The sequence below is a fragment of the Roseibium sp. AWQ4_254 genome, from assembly GCF_056161025.1.
On sequence record NZ_JBSWYH010000002.1, the window covers coordinates 1 to 16,297 of the forward strand.

16 protein-coding genes are annotated in these 16,297 nt (G+C 57.6%); 5 read left to right on the forward strand and 11 right to left on the reverse strand.

From position 1 onward, the window contains the following. Positions 1–197 (forward strand): transposase (locus ACXAIC_RS01820; protein ID WP_475173018.1); only part of this gene is annotated, 197 nt, incomplete at its 5' end. A gap of 339 nt (positions 198–536) precedes the next feature. Here ACXAIC_RS01820 and eno read toward each other — a convergent pair. Then, positions 537–1,811 (reverse strand): phosphopyruvate hydratase, encoded by a 1,275-nt coding sequence (eno, locus tag ACXAIC_RS01825; RefSeq protein ID WP_475173019.1) that lies wholly within the window; start codon positions 1,809–1,811, stop codon positions 537–539. A gap of 137 nt (positions 1,812–1,948) precedes the next feature. Beyond that, positions 1,949–2,794, reverse strand: a complete 846-nt coding sequence (kdsA, locus tag ACXAIC_RS01830) for a 3-deoxy-8-phosphooctulonate synthase (protein ID WP_475173022.1) — start codon at positions 2,792–2,794, stop codon at positions 1,949–1,951. Positions 2,795–3,173: 379 nt separating this feature from the next. Here kdsA and galU point away from each other — a divergent pair, with 379 nt between their 5' ends. Together galU and ACXAIC_RS01840 are read left to right on the forward strand one after the other, a co-directional pair. Beyond that, a complete protein-coding gene (gene galU / locus ACXAIC_RS01835; protein ID WP_475173023.1) occupies positions 3,174–4,067 on the forward strand; it encodes a UTP--glucose-1-phosphate uridylyltransferase GalU in 894 nt (297 codons plus the stop codon). Between the two features lie 275 nt (positions 4,068–4,342). Beyond that, positions 4,343–4,780: a DUF4864 domain-containing protein gene (locus ACXAIC_RS01840; protein ID WP_475173026.1), complete on the forward strand. Its 438-nt coding sequence runs from the start codon at positions 4,343–4,345 to the stop codon at positions 4,778–4,780. Between the two features lie 14 nt (positions 4,781–4,794). On the opposite strand, the gene tgt is transcribed toward ACXAIC_RS01840, so the two are convergent. The 5 genes from tgt to coaD form a co-directional block, all read right to left on the reverse strand. Further along, positions 4,795–5,946: a tRNA guanosine(34) transglycosylase Tgt gene (gene tgt / locus ACXAIC_RS01845; protein ID WP_475173027.1), complete on the reverse strand. Its 1,152-nt coding sequence runs from the start codon at positions 5,944–5,946 to the stop codon at positions 4,795–4,797. Positions 5,947–5,954: 8 nt separating this feature from the next. Next, entirely contained in the window at positions 5,955–7,025 is a 1,071-nt protein-coding gene (queA, locus tag ACXAIC_RS01850; protein ID WP_475173029.1) for a tRNA preQ1(34) S-adenosylmethionine ribosyltransferase-isomerase QueA, read from the reverse strand. Between the two features lie 201 nt (positions 7,026–7,226). Further along, a complete protein-coding gene (locus ACXAIC_RS01855; RefSeq protein ID WP_475173031.1) occupies positions 7,227–7,700 on the reverse strand; it encodes a peptidylprolyl isomerase in 474 nt (157 codons plus the stop codon). A gap of 44 nt (positions 7,701–7,744) precedes the next feature. Next, complete coding sequence (locus tag ACXAIC_RS01860) at positions 7,745–8,284, reverse strand: peptidylprolyl isomerase (RefSeq protein ID WP_475173033.1); 540 nt, start codon at positions 8,282–8,284, stop codon at positions 7,745–7,747. A gap of 38 nt (positions 8,285–8,322) precedes the next feature. Then, on the reverse strand, positions 8,323–8,829 hold the full coding sequence (coaD, locus tag ACXAIC_RS01865) for a pantetheine-phosphate adenylyltransferase (RefSeq protein ID WP_475173035.1): 507 nt from the start codon (positions 8,827–8,829) through the stop codon (positions 8,323–8,325). A gap of 475 nt (positions 8,830–9,304) precedes the next feature. Here coaD and ACXAIC_RS01870 point away from each other — a divergent pair, with 475 nt between their 5' ends. Then, the gene (locus tag ACXAIC_RS01870) at positions 9,305–9,718 is read left to right on the forward strand and encodes a phosphopantetheine adenylyltransferase (protein ID WP_475173036.1); all 414 of its coding nucleotides are present in this window, start codon (positions 9,305–9,307) and stop codon (positions 9,716–9,718) included. A gap of 129 nt (positions 9,719–9,847) precedes the next feature. On the opposite strand, the gene gyrA is transcribed toward ACXAIC_RS01870, so the two are convergent. Beyond that, positions 9,848–12,664 carry a DNA gyrase subunit A gene (gene gyrA, locus ACXAIC_RS01875; protein WP_475173037.1) on the reverse strand — a complete coding sequence of 939 codons (2,817 nt, stop codon included), beginning with the start codon at positions 12,662–12,664 and terminating at the stop codon, positions 9,848–9,850. Between the two features lie 214 nt (positions 12,665–12,878). On the opposite strand from gyrA, the gene ACXAIC_RS01880 reads away from it, so the two are divergent. Beyond that, positions 12,879–13,520 (forward strand): MarC family protein, encoded by a 642-nt coding sequence (locus ACXAIC_RS01880; protein WP_475173040.1) that lies wholly within the window; start codon positions 12,879–12,881, stop codon positions 13,518–13,520. A 7-nt stretch (positions 13,521–13,527) separates the two neighbouring features. Here the strand turns inward: ACXAIC_RS01880 and ACXAIC_RS01885 are convergent, their stop codons facing one another. The 3 genes from ACXAIC_RS01885 to guaA all read right to left on the reverse strand — a co-directional run bounded on the left by ACXAIC_RS01885 (position 13,528) and on the right by guaA (position 16,149). Beyond that, positions 13,528–13,914: a hypothetical protein gene (locus ACXAIC_RS01885; RefSeq protein WP_475173041.1), complete on the reverse strand. Its 387-nt coding sequence runs from the start codon at positions 13,912–13,914 to the stop codon at positions 13,528–13,530. Positions 13,915–13,985: 71 nt separating this feature from the next. After that, positions 13,986–14,519, reverse strand: a complete 534-nt coding sequence (locus ACXAIC_RS01890; RefSeq protein WP_475173042.1) for a hypothetical protein — start codon at positions 14,517–14,519, stop codon at positions 13,986–13,988. A 73-nt stretch (positions 14,520–14,592) separates the two neighbouring features. Then, positions 14,593–16,149, reverse strand: a complete 1,557-nt coding sequence (gene guaA / locus ACXAIC_RS01895) for a glutamine-hydrolyzing GMP synthase (RefSeq protein WP_475173044.1) — start codon at positions 16,147–16,149, stop codon at positions 14,593–14,595. Positions 16,150–16,297 lie beyond the last annotated feature (148 nt).

Below are 16,297 nucleotides of genomic sequence, written 5' to 3' on the forward strand. Positions count from 1 at the left end.
CGATTGAGGCGCTCAACTCGAAAATCCGGCGTGCGGTACGAACCCGCGGCCATTTCCCAAGTGATGACGCGGCCGCAAAATTGATCTATCTCGCGCTGAATGCTACTTCTCAGGAGTGGAAGCGCTCAGTCCGAGAATGGCACGCCGTGAAAAGCCAGCTCGCAATCATGTTCGAAGACCGCTTCCTAATGGCGTAATCAAAGCGCCAGGGCACAGAATTCCGGACAGTCTCATCGAAATGGGTCGGGCAGCAGCCTTTGGTTGTGTTTTCCAACCCGTCTGACGGTGTTGCGATGTCTGAACGGCCAACCAAGGCCATCTTGCACACCGCGCCTTGCCTGCAAGCTGGAAAATGCCATCAAGTAGGTCTCTATCGAATTTGATTGGTATGATCCATCGTTCTGGCGCCAAATCTTCTGGCTTCGTCAAGTCTACGCCATCTGCCCGAGCTGCGGCCAGCGATGCAAAAGGCAAAAAAACCCCGCCGGAGCGGGGCTTTTCATATCGGGCATCTTTGGCCGAGACGGGACGGGGCTTTAGCCCTTCAGGACGGAGCGGCCGGCATAGACTGCCTGCGGCCCGAGTTCTTCCTCAATCCGGATCAGCTGATTGTATTTGGCGAGCCGGTCGGAGCGGGCCAGAGAACCGGTTTTGATCTGACCACAATTGGTCGCAACAGCCAGATCAGCAATGGTTGCGTCCTCCGTTTCCCCCGAGCGGTGCGACATGACGGCGGTATAGGCGGCTTTATGGGCAGTTTCGACAGCGTCGAGGGTCTCTGAGAGGGTGCCGATCTGGTTGACCTTGATCAGAATGGAATTTGCGACCCCAAGATCGATGCCTTTGTTGAGGCGCTCGGAGTTGGTGACAAACAGATCGTCGCCGACGAGCTGGCAAGTATTGCCGATCAGATCCGTCGTGGCTTTCCAGCCATCCCAGTCGTCTTCTGCAAGGCCGTCTTCAATGGAAATAATCGGATAGCGGGATACAAGATCCCCGAGATATTTGGCCATTTCTTCAGGTGCGAGCGTCTTGCCTTCGCCTTCCAGAACGTATTTTCCGTCCTTGAAGAATTCGGTCGAGGCAGCATCCAGAGCAAGATACACATCTTCACCCGGCTTGTAGCCTGCGGTTTCGATGGCTGTCATGACAAACCCGATGGCCGCATCCGTGGATTCCAGATTGGGGGCGAAACCGCCCTCGTCTCCCACATTGGTGTTGTGGCCAGCCGCATTCAGGGATTTCTTCAGGGTGTGGAAGATTTCCGAGCCCATGCGCACTGCGTCAGAGAACGAGTCTGCGCCCACCGGCATGATCATGAATTCCTGGAAATCGATCGGATTGTCCGCATGGGCGCCGCCATTGATGATGTTCATCATCGGAACCGGCAGGGTTCTGGCTGAAGTGCCTCCGACATAGCGGTAAAGTGGCAGGCCGGATGCCTGGGCCGCAGCCCGTGCAACGGCCAGGGACACGCCGAGAATGGCATTGGCGCCAACGCGCGCCTTGTTGCTTGTTCCGTCCAGACCGATCATGGCCTGGTCTATCTGGAGCTGGTCCTCGGCGTCCAAACCGCCAACCGTTTCAAAAATTTCGCCGTTGACGGCTTCCACCGCCTTGGCAACCCCCTTGCCCATATAGCGGTCACCGCCATCGCGCAGCTCGACCGCTTCATGCGCGCCGGTGGAGGCGCCGGAGGGGACCGCTGCCCGGCCGAATGAACCGTCTTCCAGGAAGACATCGACTTCAACAGTCGGATTGCCGCGGCTGTCAAAAATCTGACGTCCGACGATATCGATGATGGCGGTCATGGAAAAACTCCCCTGTCGCATGGACCTTATAGACTGAGCGCCGGCGGAAAGGCCTGCACATGATGGACCGGCGCGCCGGTGTTGATATTGGAGCCTTTCAGCTCCCTCAAAACCCGCGCGGCGGCATGGTTCTGAACTTAACTGGCAGCTGGTGTCGTCTTGACCACGGCGTCAATGGCCTGCAACTTGCGCAGCAAATCTTCAAGCTGATGCATCGGCACCATATTGGGCCCGTCAGACGGGGCCTTGTCAGGGTCCGGATGCGTTTCGATAAAGAGACCGGCAATGCCGACAGCCACCGCCGCACGGGCCAGAACCGGCACCATCGTCCGGTCACCGCCGGTCGAGCCCCCCTGCCCGCCCGGCTGTTGAACCGAATGGGTTGCGTCGAAGACAACCGGGGCACCTGTTTCCGCCATGATGGGCAGAGCGCGCATGTCGCTGACGAGGGTGTTGTATCCAAAGCTCGCTCCCCGTTCGGTCAGGAGCACATTGGGATTTCCGGATCCGGTGACTTTTGCCAGAACGTTTTTCATGTCCCAGGGGGCCAGGAATTGCCCTTTCTTGATATTCACGGCCTTGCCGGTGCGGGCGGCAGCGATCAGGAGATCTGTCTGACGGCACAAAAAGGCCGGGATCTGAAGCATGTCGACTGCGTCCGCGACGGGCGCACATTGCTCTGCGGAATGGACATCCGTCACCACAGGCATTCCAAAGGTCTCGTGTATTTCGGCGAAGATCGGAAGGGCTTCCTTCAGCCCCACTCCGCGTCCTCCGCTCAAGGAAGTCCGATTGGCCTTGTCAAAGGAGGATTTGTAGACGGTTTTGATGCCGAGCCTTCCGGTAATTTCCTTGATGGCGGCAGCACATTCAAGCGCGTGGGCTCTGCTTTCCAGCGCGCAAGGCCCGGCGATGAGGCTGAACGGCGCTTCATTGTCAAAAGAGACGTTTCCAACTGCAACAATGCGGTTTGCTTCGGCCATTCCTCACCTTGCATGTCTCGACGGCGGTGACCGTCCGTGTATCCAATTGCCGCTCGGCACCAATTGGGTGTTCCATAGCCTTCTTTTGCGTACGCTGCAACCGCAGCTCTGTTGCCAGGATGAAACTTGTTTCAAACGTTTAAAAGTCTTTGTAATCAGATACTTTCCGGCTTATCTCACACACTTGCCATAGTTTCATGCTAGGCTGCCATGGTTGACTATGCGGGGGTAATGCCATGTTGAAATTAACCGTGATCCCATTTTGGGTGTCCCGGTGCTGATCTAAACCTGCCAAGAACCCTGAGTTTATTGTCCCCAAGGTCAGTTTGTGACCAGATTGGGGGAGTGACCTTTGCCAATCAGTATCGAAAGGCCTGATATGAACAAGCCCATTCGTAAAGCCATTTTGCCTGTCGCCGGGCTAGGCACCAGATTTTTGCCGGCCACAAAGGCCGTGCCCAAGGAAATGCTTACAATCGTCGACCGGCCGATCATTCAATATGTTGTCGATGAGGCCAGGGCCGCCGGAATCGAGCACATTGTGTTCGTTACCGGTAGAAACAAGCATGTGATCGAAGACCATTTCGACATGGCTTATGAGCTGGAGGATACGCTCAAGGCGCGCAACAAGACGGCCGCGCTGGAGCTGCTTGAAAAGCACCGTCCTCAGCCCGGCTCCACCAGTTTCACCCGCCAGCAGGCCCCTCTTGGCCTCGGTCATGCCATCTGGTGCGCCCGGGACATTATCGGGGAGGAACCTTTCGCGATCCTCCTGCCCGATGTCATCATCAAATCGAAGGTGAGTTGCCTTAAGCAGATGGTTGATCTTTATGATCAGACGGGGGGCAACATCATTGCGGTGGAAGAAGTTCCCGAAGATCAGACCCATCAATATGGCATTGTTGAATTGTCGGAAACGATCAACGTGAATTCCAGCCGGATCTCCAATATGGTCGAAAAACCGGCTCCTGGCACGGCACCGTCCAACCTGATGATCACGGGCCGCTACATTCTGCAGCCGGACATTTTTGAGTTGCTGTCCAATCAGGCAACCGGCGCTGGTGGGGAGATCCAGCTGACCGACAGCATGATTTCCCTGATGTCCAAGCAGGTCTTCTCGTCCCTGAAGTTTGAAGGCCGCAGTTACGATTGTGGCAACAAGGCCGGGTTCTTGAGTGCAAACATTGCTTTCGGAATGGACGATCCCAAGCTTGCCGAAGAGCTGGTGCCGTTCATGCAGGGCATGATTCAGCAGCCTTTGGCCGCTGAATAAGAAGGGTTCTGACCCTCTTTCAAAGAAACGGCCGGACTGATCCGTCAGTCCGGCCGTTTTCATGCCGTTCTGCAAGATGGCCTTCTGTCCCGGCAGGATCTATTGTGATCCGGCTAAGTCAAAGAACTTACGAGGTGAATTTAAAAACGACTGGTTTTTCAGCATAAACAGTCTGAAATTTAAGCGGTCACAATGGTGGATAAAGCCAAGCTTTTCGATCCGCATGCCTGCAATCATCGTAAACTTTTCAAGTAACCTTTGAAAAGGAGACGGCAATGGCGGTGTACAAGCATTTGCGGAAGATCCTGGCAGGCGCATCCGTTGCGGTGCTGGTGATGTGCGGATCAGGCCTGGCTGAAGACAAGGTGGATAGCCGGACGTTTCAATCCATCATAAAGGATCAGATGAGCGCCTTTGCTTCGGGCAATGCCCGTGCCGCCTTTTCATTTGCCACCAATGGACTGAAACAGCGGTTTCAATCCCCCGAACTCTTCATGGAAATGGTCCGGCAAGGTTATCAGCCGGTCTATAACCCCAAAAGCGTCACCTTCGGACGCTCCAAAATGACCCAGTTTGGCCCAACCCAGGAAGTCTATGTGGTGGGACCCAAGGGTCAGAACTGGCTCGCGCTCTATAGTTTCGAGCAACAGGGTGACGGCAGCTGGCGCATCTCAGGCTGCTACCTGACCAAATCCGACGGGTTTGCAGCCTGAGGCTTTCAGACGGATCAGAGTGCGGGAATGTCGCCCCGGGCCCAGTCTTCCTTGGTCCGGGCATAGAAATCCTCGAACGTGCCGGCTTCGATCGCTTCGCGCATACCCTTCATCAACTGCTGGTAATAGGCGATGTTGTTCCAGGTGAGCAGCATCCCGGCAAGGCCCTCGCCTGCCCGCACCAGATGGTGCAGATAGGCACGGCTGTAGGTGCAGGTTGCCGGACAGTCGCTGAGTTCGTCCAGTGGGCGCGGATCTTCCTGATGGCGCGCATTTTTCAGGTTCACCTTGCCATAGCGGGTATAGGCCAGCCCGTGGCGTCCGGCCCGGGTGGGCATGACACAATCGAATTGGTCTATCCCCCGTTTCACGCTTTCCAGAAGATCGTCCGGGGTTCCCACGCCCATGAGGTAGCGCGGCTTGTCCTCAGGCATGACAGGGGTGGTGATGTCGAGCATGGCCAGCATGACCTCTTGCGGTTCGCCCACCGCCAGCCCGCCCACCGAATAGCCTTCAAAGGGAAGCTTACCGAGTTCTTCCGCTGAACGGATACGCAGATCCGGCTGGTCTCCGCCCTGCACAATGCCATAGAGCCCTTGCCCCTTCGCTGGACCGCCCATGGCCTCGAACTGGGTTCTTGAGCGCTCGGCCCACCTGAGCGACAGTTCCATGGCCCGCTGCACTTCTTCCTTCGGGCTCGGGAGCTTGATGCACTCATCCAGCTGCATCTGGATATCTGAGCCCAAAAGCCCCTGGATTTCCACGGACCGTTCCGGAGTCAGATGGTATTTGCGCCCGTCAATATGGCTTTGGAACCGGACACCATCTTCATCCAGTTTCCGGAGCTGTGCCAGGGACATGACCTGAAACCCGCCGCTGTCGGTGAGGATCGTATGCGGCCAGTTCATGAATGTGTGCAGGCCGCCTAGTTTGGCCACCCGCTCTGCCGTTGGCCGCAGCATCAGGTGATAGGTGTTGCCCAGCACCACGTCCGCGCCGGTCTCCCGCACCTGTCCCGGATACATGGCCTTGACGGTTGCCTGTGTTCCAACAGGCATGAAGGCCGGTGTGCGCACCACCCCATGGGGCGTGGTGATCTCGCCGCGCCTCGCCATACCATCCCTGGCCAGAAGTTTGAAGCCGAATTGCTTTTGAGTTTCAGGCATGAGTGTCCTCAGGGCGTCGTCTTGGGAAACAGCAAAGACGCATCGCCATAGCTGTAAAACCGGTAGTGCTGCTGAATGGCATGGGCATAGGCCTGGCGCATTGTCTCCAGGCCTGACAAGGCCGACACCAGCATGAACAGGGTTGATCTGGGCAGGTGAAAATTGGTCATCAAGGCATCGATGACCTTGAACCGGTAGCCGGGCGTGATGAAAATCGAAGTCTCCCCTGCAAAGGGGACGATGTGACCGCTCTCTTGCGCAGCGCTTTCAAGGATCCGCAAGGAGGTCGTACCGATGCTGACGACTTTGTTGCCCCGTGCCTTGACCGCCTGAAGGGCTGTTGCCGTTTCTTCCGGCACCTGCCCCCATTCGGCATGCATCTTGTGGTCGCTGGTGTCGTCCGCCTTGACGGGCAAGAAGGTGCCGGCACCCACATGAAGCGTGACCCGGTGGCGTTCGATTCCGCGTTTATCAAGGGCTGTCAGGAGCTCCGGGGTAAAATGCAGCCCGGCTGTCGGAGCGGCCACAGCCCCGTCCTTCGTGGCAAAGATTGTCTGGTAGTCGCGCCGGTCTTCAGCGTCTTCAGACCTTTTATGGGCAATATAGGGGGGGAGCGGCACGTGGCCGACAGCTGCGATGGCCTCATCCAGCTGCGGCCCTGAGGCGTCGAACAGAATCAGGATTTCGCCGCTGTCCGTCTTGTCCGCAACTTCCCCCGTCAGAGACGTTGTGGGTCCCTCGAACACCAGCTTGTCGCCGAGCTGCAATTTCTTTGCCGGTCGGGCAAAGGCGCGCCAGCGGTCCGGACCGGTGCGCATGTGAAGGGTCAGGCTGATCCCTGCGCTGATGTCAGCGCGCAGCCGCTTTCCTTCCAGCTGTGCCGGAACGACTTTCGTGTCGTTAAAGACAAGCGCGTCTCCGGGCTGCAGCAGGGCTGGAAGATCCCGCACACCTGCGTCGCGCAAGGGGGCTGCGTCTCCGGGCCGAACCACCAGCATGCGGGCCGCATCGCGCGGCCGGGCGGGCCGCAGCGCAATGCGCTCATTGGGAAGCTCAAAATCAAAATCGTCTACGCGCATGGGGCAGATGCCAATCGAATTTTCAGAGGCTGGTGGACCAAAAGCGGCCAAGTCTGCAATTTGCCAGGCAGCCAGTGAGCGGCTCTTAAAGGCGCAACACAAGGCGGTCAACCGCTGAGCCGCTTGAAGGGGCGGCTTTTGAAAGCAAAAACAGCGCGAAGAAGCCCTCCGCGCTGTTTGAAACGTCAGGATCTTTTGTCTTTAGGCTGCGTCGGCAGCGACTTTCAAAGACACGATATTGTCCGGATTGGAGACCGGCTCACCGCGTTTGATCTTGTCGATATTGTCCATGCCGTCGATCACATTGCCCCAGACCGTATACTGACCGTCTAGCCAGGGTGCATCGGTGAAGCAGATGAAGAATTGGCTGTCGCCGGAATTCGGGTCCATGGCACGGGCCATGGAGCAGGTGCCGCGCACATGTTTTTCTTTGCTAAATTCGGCCTTCAGTTTCTGGCCGGAGCCACCCGTGCCGGTGCCTTGCGGGCAGCCGGTCTGGGCCATGAACCCATCAATCACCCGGTGAAAGACAATGCCGTCGTAAAAGCCCTCCCGCACCAGCTCCTTGATCCGGGCCACGTGGCCGGGTGCCAGGTCCGGTTTCATTTCGATCACAACGGAGCCCTGGCTCGTTTCCATGAGAAGGGTGTGTTCAGCATCCTTGATTTCGGCCATGTCGTACTCCTTGAGGTCTTTTAAACGGGCCAGTGATATCGGTGTTATTGCGTGTCTGCGGCGACTTGCATCTTGATGATCTTGTCGGGATTCGCAGGCGGCTCGCCGCGGGTGATATTGTCGATATATTTCATCCCGTCAACGACCTGCCCGAAAACAGTGTATTGGCCGTTCAGCCAGTCGCCGTCATTGAACATGATGAAAAACTGGGAATTGGCACTGTCCGGGCTGGCGGCGCGGGCCATACCAAGGGTTCCGCGCCTGAACGGCGCCTTGGAAAATTCCGCCTTTAGATCGGGCAGATCGGAGCCGCCCATTCCGGTACCGGTCGGATCGCCGGTCTGCGCCATGAAACCGTCAATCACCCGGTGAAAGACAATGCCGTCGTAAAACCCTTCCCGGGTCAGTTTCTTGATCCGCTCCACATGTTTGGGGGCAAGATCCGGGCGCAGCTCAATGACGACACGTCCATCCTTGAGATCGAGATATAGCGTGTTTTCAAGATCGGCAGCCTGGGCCATTGTCACGGCCGGCAGGATCAGTAGTGCCGCCAGAAGCGAGCAAAGAGCGAGTATGCGAGACACTGGAAACTCCTGATTGTCAGAACAGAAATGCAATGTGTTCACGGCGCGGGTCTGGCGCGTTCGCGCACAGGGTCCGCCACCGGCGCCGGCACAAAGGCGGCAATTTCGCCACCCATTTTGGCGATCTGACGCACCAAGGTGGCGGTGATGTGGCGGACATTGGGCGAAGCTGGCAAAAACACGGTGCGGATATCGGGTTCGAGGGTGGCGTTCATCCCGGCCATCTGCATTTCGTAATCCAGATCCGTGCCGTCCCGAAGTCCGCGCACGAGATAGGCCGCCCCCTGCTCCCGGGCCGTGTCTATGACCAGATTTGAAAAGGAAATCACTTCGATCCGCCGGGCTTCATCTGCGGCAAATTCCGCTTCGGCGGATGCATGGATCAGGCCGACGCGCTCTTCAAAGGAAAACAGCGGCGATTTTCCGGGGTGAATGCCAATCGCCACCACGACCTTGTCCGCCAGGGCCAGTGCCTGATGGAGAATATCCATGTGTCCGTTTGTCACCGGATCAAAAGACCCTGGATAGAGCGCAATGCGTGTCATGGCCAATTCCATACCCTCCATGTGAACCGGCGACAAGAAAAACCCAAAGAGAATATCTGTCTCTGCCGTGCACACTCACAAGGAACTGTATTATCCGGCATGGCCAGGCCAGGGTGGCGGCGACGTTGTCAACCAAAAGGATCTATTTCTTCAGCTGTCATCCAGTGTATGCCGTCTGCCGGTTAAATTTTGCAGGTGTCTCGCCGATTGTCTGTCAGCTTGCCAACAGGCAGCCCATGCACGGCCTTTGCCGAAGACAAGTCTGGTCCACATTCTCTCGGGTCTCCTGAACGGGATGCATCCGGATTGTCTTGTCGCCGTGGTTAGAGTTTTGTGGGCGGAAGCGGCTGCAAACAGCCGGCTTTCAGGTGGCTTTGGCGACAGGCGCACTTTTGTGATGGCGATCACATCTCACTTTACAGAGCTGGTCCAAGGTGCACGCATCGAAACAAGGGCGTGAGCAGGAGCCAGGACCATGAGGAGTTTCAAGACAATCCCCGCACACAAGCGTGAGGCAAACGGGCACTCGTTTCAATTCGAAGGCAAGGCGTTTCATCCGTCTTCGCAGATCAAGATGGTGGCCATCTTTGTTGTTGCGCTGGCCACTGTGATTGCAGCCGGTTTGATCACTCTGCACCCGAGCAATGCATCTCATGCGGAAGGCCTGACCAGTCTGGCGACCCAAGGCCTTGCATCGACCAAAACGGACCGGGTACATGGCAAGGCACGTGCGAAAAACTGCGCAGCCCAGACCTGGGGTGCATGGAGCGACGACTGCGCCGCCGCCCTGACCGGTGCGGGTAAAGTCCGTACGGTGTCTTTTGTGACAGTTGAGAAAGCAACTCCAACCGTGAATGAGACCATTCTGGCGCGCTATCCGTCCAACTAGTGCAAACCTGTCTGAAACCATAGAACGCGGCAAGGTCATCCAAACAGACCTCCCAGAACGACAAACAGCGGCGCAGATTTCTCTGGCCGCTGTTGCCGTCTTCAGCGCCTTGGTCTCAGCGCTGGCTGCTCAACTCTCGGGTGTTTCGGGTCCGCTGCCATCTCCAGCCTCCTGGGTCCCGTCGTCCGGATTGCCTTCAGCGTTGCCACCTTCTTCGCTGCCTTCGGGCAGATCATCCTCGTCGTCGACTTCCGAGATGCCTTCAACGGCAACCACTTTTTCATCTGAGGCGGTCTTGAACACAATCACACCCTGGGTGGCGCGCCCGGCAATCCGGATCCCGTCGACCGGACAGCGGATCAACTGGCCGCCATCGGTAACCAGCATGATCTGATGACTGTCTTCGACCGGGAAGGAGGCGATCAGCCCACCATTGCGGTCGTTCACAGCCATGGCCGTGATGCCTTTGCCCCCCCTGCCCGTCACTCGGTATTCAAAGGACGATGTCCTTTTGCCATAACCGTTTTCCGAAACCGTTAGGATGATCTGCTCAGCTGCGCTCATCTGGGCGTAGCGTTCCTGAGGCAGATCTCCGGCCACGACACCGTCTTCATCGGCGCCATTGCCATTCTCGTCGGTTTCGCCGCGCATGGCTCTGGAGAGCTTCAGATAAGCAGCCCGCTCCTCGGCATCCACATCGATGTGATGCAGGATCTGCATGGAGATGACCCGGTCTTCATCAGCCAGACGAATGCCACGCACCCCGACGGAGTTGCGGCCTGCAAAAACACGCACATCCGTGACGGGGAACCGGATACACTGGCCGGAATTTGTGGTCAGCATGACGTCCGCATGTTCTGAACAGGTGTCGACACTGACAATGCCGTCGCCTTCGTCCAGTTTCATGGCGATCTTGCCATTCCGGTTGATGTTGACGAAATCGGACAGTTTGTTGCGCCGGACCGTGCCGCGCACGGTGGCGAACATCACATCAAGATTTGCCCAGGTGTCCTCATCTTCCGGCAGCGGCAGAATGGAGGTGATCTGTTCGCCCTGTTCCAGAGGCAGCATGTTGACCAAAGCCTTGCCGCGTGACGTCGGGCCGCCAAGCGGCAGACGCCAGACTTTCATCTTGTAGCAAATGCCCCTGGAGGAGAAGAACAGAACCGGCGTATGAGTGTTGGCCACGAACAACCGGGTGACGAAATCCTCGTTCTTCGTTGCCATGCCGGACCGGCCCTTGCCGCCCCGGCGCTGCGCCCGGTAAGTAGCCAGCGGCACGCGTTTGATATAGCCGCCATGGGAGACGGTGACGACCATGTCTTCCCGCTGGATCAGGTCTTCATCATCAAAATCCGCGCCGCCTTCCACGATTTCCGTGCGCCGGGGGGTTGCGAATTCTTCCTTGATCTCCAGCATCTCGGTGCGGACGATCTCCTGAATCCGGGCACGGGAGCGCAGAATGTCCAGATAATCGGAAATCTCGGCGCCGATCTTCTTCAACTCGTCGTCGATTTCATCGCGGCCAAGGGCTGTCAGACGTTGCAGACGCAGATCCAGAATGGCCCGGGCCTGCTCCTCCGACAGCTTGTAGGTGCCGTCTTCCTGAACCTTGTGGTGGGGATCGTCGATCAGCTGGATCAGCGGTTCGACATCATGGGCTGGCCAGTCCCGCTCCATCAATTGCGCCCGGGCGGTTGCCGGATCGGGTGCGGTGCGGATCAGGTGGATAACCTCATCGATATTGGCAACAGCAATGCCAAGGCCGACCAGGATATGGGCCCGGTCCCTGGCTTTCTTGAGCAGATAGCGGGTGCGCCGCTGAACCACTTCTTCCCGGAAAGCGACAAAGGCGGTGAGCATGTCGGAGAGGTTCATCTGCTCCGGCTTGCCGCCATTCAGGGCCACCATATTGGCGCCAAACGAGGTCTGCAGCTGGCTGAAACGGTAGAGCTGGTTCAGCACAACATCGGGCACCGCGTCCCGTTTCAATTCGATCACCACCCGCATGCCGGAGCGGTCACTCTCGTCGCGGATGTCGGAAATACCCTCAATGCGCTTATCGCGCACCAGTTCGGCGATTTTCTCGATCATGGTCGATTTGTTGACCTGATACGGGATTTCCGAAACGATCAGGGCGTTGCGGTCCTTGCGCACCTCTTCGATGTCGACCTTCGCCCGCATGGCGATGGATCCGCGCCCGGTTTCATAGGCATTGCGGATGCCGGACCGGCCCAGGATCGTGCCTCCGGTCGGGAAATCCGGGCCTGGGACGATGTCCATCAGCTCGGCCAGGGTCATCGCTGGATTTTCCATAATGGCGATGGCCGCATCAATCACTTCACCGAGATTATGCGGCGGGATGTTGGTCGCCATCCCCACGGCGATGCCGCCTGCTCCGTTAACGAGAAGGTTGGGGAATTTTGCCGGAAGGACAACGGGCTCGCTTTCCGAATTATCGTAGTTCTCCTGAAAATCGACTGTTTCCTTGTCGATGTCGTCCAGAAGCTTGTGAGCCACTTTTTCCAGGCGGCACTCGGTGTAGCGCATGGCCGCGGCCGGATCACCGTCAATGGAGCCGAAATTGCCCTGCCCGTCAATCAGCGGCAGCCGCAGCGAAAAGTTCTGCGCCATCCGCACCAGGGCATCATAGATCGCGCTGTCGCCATGGGGGTGGTATTTACCCATCACATCCCCGACCACACGGGCCGACTTGCGGTAGGGCTTGTTCCACTCATAGCCGTTTTCATGCATCGAATAGAGGATGCGGCGATGGACCGGTTTCAGCCCGTCGCGGACATCGGGAAGCGCGCGGGACACGATCACACTCATTGCGTAATCGAGATAGCTGCGCTTCATTTCGTCGACGATGGAGACCGGTTTGATATCGGACGGCAAACCGTCAGAAGGGGTGCTGTTGTCCTGGTCAGCCAAGGATGAACTCATTTCATTGTTATAGCTGCTTCTTTTATAGCCGATTCAAGGCTTTGCACCAAATTCGCAGCCTTTTTCCGCCTAAGTATTCTGTGTTCAATATCAATATGTTATGACCTCTGTACACAGGCGGCTAAAATGATTTGGCAGAACGGTGCTGCCCTTGCAGCCAAAGCACTGGAATCACCTCTTGCCCGGAGGCGGAAAAGCATAGCGGGAGCAGTGGATGCTGGACTATTTCATCAACGCATTTGCCATGCTTTTTGTCACGATTGACCCGGTCGGTCTGGCCCCGATGTTCCTGGCTGTGACCGCCGGCATGAGCGCGGCGGACAGGCGCCGGGTGGCCGTGCGCGCCACACTGACGGCGGCCGGAATTCTGCTGGTTTTCTATGTCTCCGGCCAGACCGTGCTCAATGTCCTGGGCATTTCGGTGTCGGCCTTCCGGGTGGCGGGCGGAATTCTTCTGTTTCTGATTGCCATAGAAATGATTTTTGGCAAACGGCAGGAGCGCAAGGCGGAAACGGCTGAAAAGGCGGTCGAATCCCAAGGCCATCACGGATCAGTCAATGAGATCGCCATCTTTCCTCTGGCAATCCCGCTCATCTCCGGCCCGGCCACCATCTCGGCCATCATTCTTCTGTCCAGCCAGGCGCCGGACACCATGACCTATGTGGGACTTGGCGGCGTGATTGCCGTCATTTTGCTGAGCTGCATGGGCGCGTTTCTGCTGGCAGACAAAATGGAACGGCTCCTGGGGGACACCGCCCAACTGGTGATCACCCGGCTTCTGGGTGTCCTTCTGGCCGCCCTCTCGGTGCAGTTTGTGGCCGATGGTGTCTTGGCGCTTGTTCAGGTCCAGGCGTAAGACGGGTTTATTCCGGCAGTTCCAGTTCGAACGTCTTGTCCGAAAAGCCATTCACCGTGTCCCGCGCGCGGATGATGACATGATCCAGTCCTTCAGGAACGGGAACGCCTGACAAGGACCTGGTAAAGGGCTGCTCGTCCACATGGGGGTGCAGAAGAACGCGCTGCCCAAGAACCTCTCCCTCCGGCGTCTCCACCTGCCACAGATCCGCATAATGGTCCCAACCGGTATCTGCATGTTCCAGCGTTACCGAAAAGGTCCATGTTTCACCGGTCTTACTGGCCTTGGCCGCCAGAATATCCACATCATCTGCCAAGGCAGCGGCACTGGAGAATGAGAGCCCCAGGGAAAGGGCAATACCGCAGGACGCGGCAGGTGTCAGTCGATGGATCATCGAGGGTCCTTTCGGGTTCAGATCGCTCCAATCCTTGAAGCTTTTGTTCGAATCCGAAAGTCACGATCCCGTCAGGAATGCGCGTCGGAGGGGCACTGAACGTAGGCGGCAAGGTCCCGCAATAGTAAATGCACCTCCCGTTCTGCCGTCTCCAGCTGAAATGCACGCAGGCTCTGTTCCGTCCAGCCATCTGAAGACAAGTGCTCTTGCAGCGTCGTGAGTGCCGATACATGGTTGGGGGCCAGGGGCAAGCTGGCGGCTGTTTCCAAAAGACCCAGAAGAGCATGGATTCGCCTCAAGACGGACAACGCCTCGCCCATCGCCGGAATAAGAGCCGTATCGTCGCGCCAGTGGCGGCCGCCAAACACTTCCTGGGTCACCCGCTGACCGGCACCCTGGCAATCATAGGTGATGCAGCCTTTGAAACCGGCTTGCTCCCGCGTCTCGAAAATCGAACAAAGCCCTGTTGGCGCAAGGTTCGGGCAGACCTCTCCGGCCCCTTTGTCGATCCCGAAGGATTCAGATCGATCAAAGGCAAAGACCACACAGCAAAGCGAGGCGCAGGCGCTGCAATCGGGGGTTAGACTGACCGGTGATGGTGCCATGAGCGTTGCCTAGCTGGCCACCCCGTTTCGAACGAAGCTGATTTGCCGTTCAAAGCCCATATCCGGTGCGGGATCACTCCCACTCGATGGTGCCGGGAGGCTTAGAGGTGATGTCGTAGGTGACCCTGTTGATGCCTTCCACCTCGTTGATGATACGTGTGGCCGTTTCTCCCAAGAATTCATGGGAGAATGGGTAATAATCCGCTGTCATGCCGTCGACCGAGGTGACGGCGCGCAGGGCGCAGGCATAGTCATAGGTGCGGCCGTCGCCCATCACACCAACGGTGCGCACCGGCAAGATGGCGACAAAGGCCTGCCAGATCTCGTCGTAAAGACCGTGTTTGCGGATCTGGTCGATATAGACTGCATCCGCCTTGCGCAGAATATCGAGCTTGCTGCGGGTGATTTCGCCTGGGCAGCGGATGGCAAGACCCGGTCCGGGGAACGGATGGCGGCCGATGAAACTGTCCGGAAGACCAAGTTCCCGGCCAAGTGCCCTCACCTCGTCCTTGAACAGTTCGCGCAGCGGTTCCACCAGTTTCAATCCCATTTTTTCCGGCAGTCCGCCGACATTGTGGTGGGACTTGATGGTTACAGACGGACCACCGGAAAAACTGACACTTTCAATCACATCCGGATAAAGCGTGCCCTGGGCGAGGAACTCGGCTCCATCGATTTCGTTCGCATATTTCTGGAAGACGTCGATAAAGAGTTTGCCGATGGTCTTGCGTTTTTGCTCCGGGTCGGAGACGCCGTCCAAGTTCGAGAGAAACAGCTCGGATTCATCCGCGTGGATAAGCGGAATATTGTAGTGATCCCGGAACATGGAGACCACCTCGTCCGCCTCGTTCTGACGCAGCAAACCATGATCGACAAAGACGCAGGTCAGTTGGTCGCCAATGGCCTCGTGAATGAGCACGGCGGCCACGGAACTGTCGACACCACCGGACAGGCCGCAGATGACCTTCTTGGCGCCTACCTGGTCCCGGATCTTGGCAATCGCATCTTCGCGGTAGGCGCCCATGGTCCAATCCCCCGAAAACCCGGCCAGACGGACAAAATTCTCATAGAGCTTGCGCCCATTGGGCGTGTGATGCACCTCCGGATGGAACTGAACTGCATAGAAATGCCGTGCGAGGTCTGCAGTGATAGCAAATGGCGCATTCGGCGAAGTCCCATAGACCTCAAAGCCTGGTGCGATTTCGCTCACGTGATCGCCATGGCTCATCCAGACTTGCTCCTTGTCCTCAAGGAACCAGCCGTCGAGCAAGGGCAGTTTTGCCTCTTTCGGCGTCACAAAGGCGCGGCCGAATTCGGCTGTGCCCTGCCCCCGGTCCACCTTGCCGCCAAGGCAGTGCATCATCACCTGCTGGCCGTAGCAGATCCCCAGGATCGGCACACCCAGATCAAACACCGTTTCCGGAGGCATCGGCGCGCCCTCGGCGAAGACCGACGAAGGACCTCCGGAGAAGATGACTGCCTTTGGACGAAAGTGTTCCAGAAAGCTGTCAGTCACATTCTGGAACGGGTGAATTTCGCAATAGACGTTCAGTTCGCGCAGGCGGCGGGCAATGAGCTGGGTGACCTGGGACCCGAAGTCGATGATGAGGAGGCGATCATGATCAGTCATGGGCCGCTTCTAACCGGGTTCACCGCCAAATTGAAGCCGGTTTGTACACTTTGAGGGACCCCGCACAGGATTTTTCGCGCAATACCGACAGCCTTTTGGTCCGTAAACCGTCTTGGAGTGGTGACAAGCTGTGTACGGTGAAATTTCC

Excerpts from the sequence above, each read along its gene's own strand:
- ACXAIC_RS01880 (WP_475173040.1), top strand. The coding sequence starts at position 12,879 with ATGCTGGACTATTTCATCAACGCATTTGCCATGCTTTTTGTCACGATT.
- galU (WP_475173023.1), top strand. The coding sequence starts at position 3,174 with ATGAACAAGCCCATTCGTAAAGCCATTTTGCCTGTCGCCGGGCTAGGC.
- guaA (WP_475173044.1), bottom strand. The coding sequence starts at position 16,149 with ATGACTGATCATGATCGCCTCCTCATCATCGACTTCGGGTCCCAGGTC.
- coaD (WP_475173035.1), bottom strand. The coding sequence starts at position 8,829 with ATGACACGCATTGCGCTCTATCCAGGGTCTTTTGATCCGGTGACAAAC.
- ACXAIC_RS01840 (WP_475173026.1), top strand. The coding sequence starts at position 4,343 with ATGGCGGTGTACAAGCATTTGCGGAAGATCCTGGCAGGCGCATCCGTT.
- gyrA (WP_475173037.1), bottom strand. The coding sequence starts at position 12,664 with ATGAGTTCATCCTTGGCTGACCAGGACAACAGCACCCCTTCTGACGGT.
- eno (WP_475173019.1), bottom strand. The coding sequence starts at position 1,811 with ATGACCGCCATCATCGATATCGTCGGACGTCAGATTTTTGACAGCCGC.
- ACXAIC_RS01890 (WP_475173042.1), bottom strand. The coding sequence starts at position 14,519 with ATGGCACCATCACCGGTCAGTCTAACCCCCGATTGCAGCGCCTGCGCC.
- tgt (WP_475173027.1), bottom strand. The coding sequence starts at position 5,946 with ATGCCTGAAACTCAAAAGCAATTCGGCTTCAAACTTCTGGCCAGGGAT.
- ACXAIC_RS01885 (WP_475173041.1), bottom strand. The coding sequence starts at position 13,914 with ATGATCCATCGACTGACACCTGCCGCGTCCTGCGGTATTGCCCTTTCC.
- ACXAIC_RS01855 (WP_475173031.1), bottom strand. The coding sequence starts at position 7,700 with ATGGCCGAAATCAAGGATGCTGAACACACCCTTCTCATGGAAACGAGC.
- ACXAIC_RS01870 (WP_475173036.1), top strand. The coding sequence starts at position 9,305 with ATGAGGAGTTTCAAGACAATCCCCGCACACAAGCGTGAGGCAAACGGG.
- queA (WP_475173029.1), bottom strand. The coding sequence starts at position 7,025 with ATGCGCGTAGACGATTTTGATTTTGAGCTTCCCAATGAGCGCATTGCG.
- kdsA (WP_475173022.1), bottom strand. The coding sequence starts at position 2,794 with ATGGCCGAAGCAAACCGCATTGTTGCAGTTGGAAACGTCTCTTTTGAC.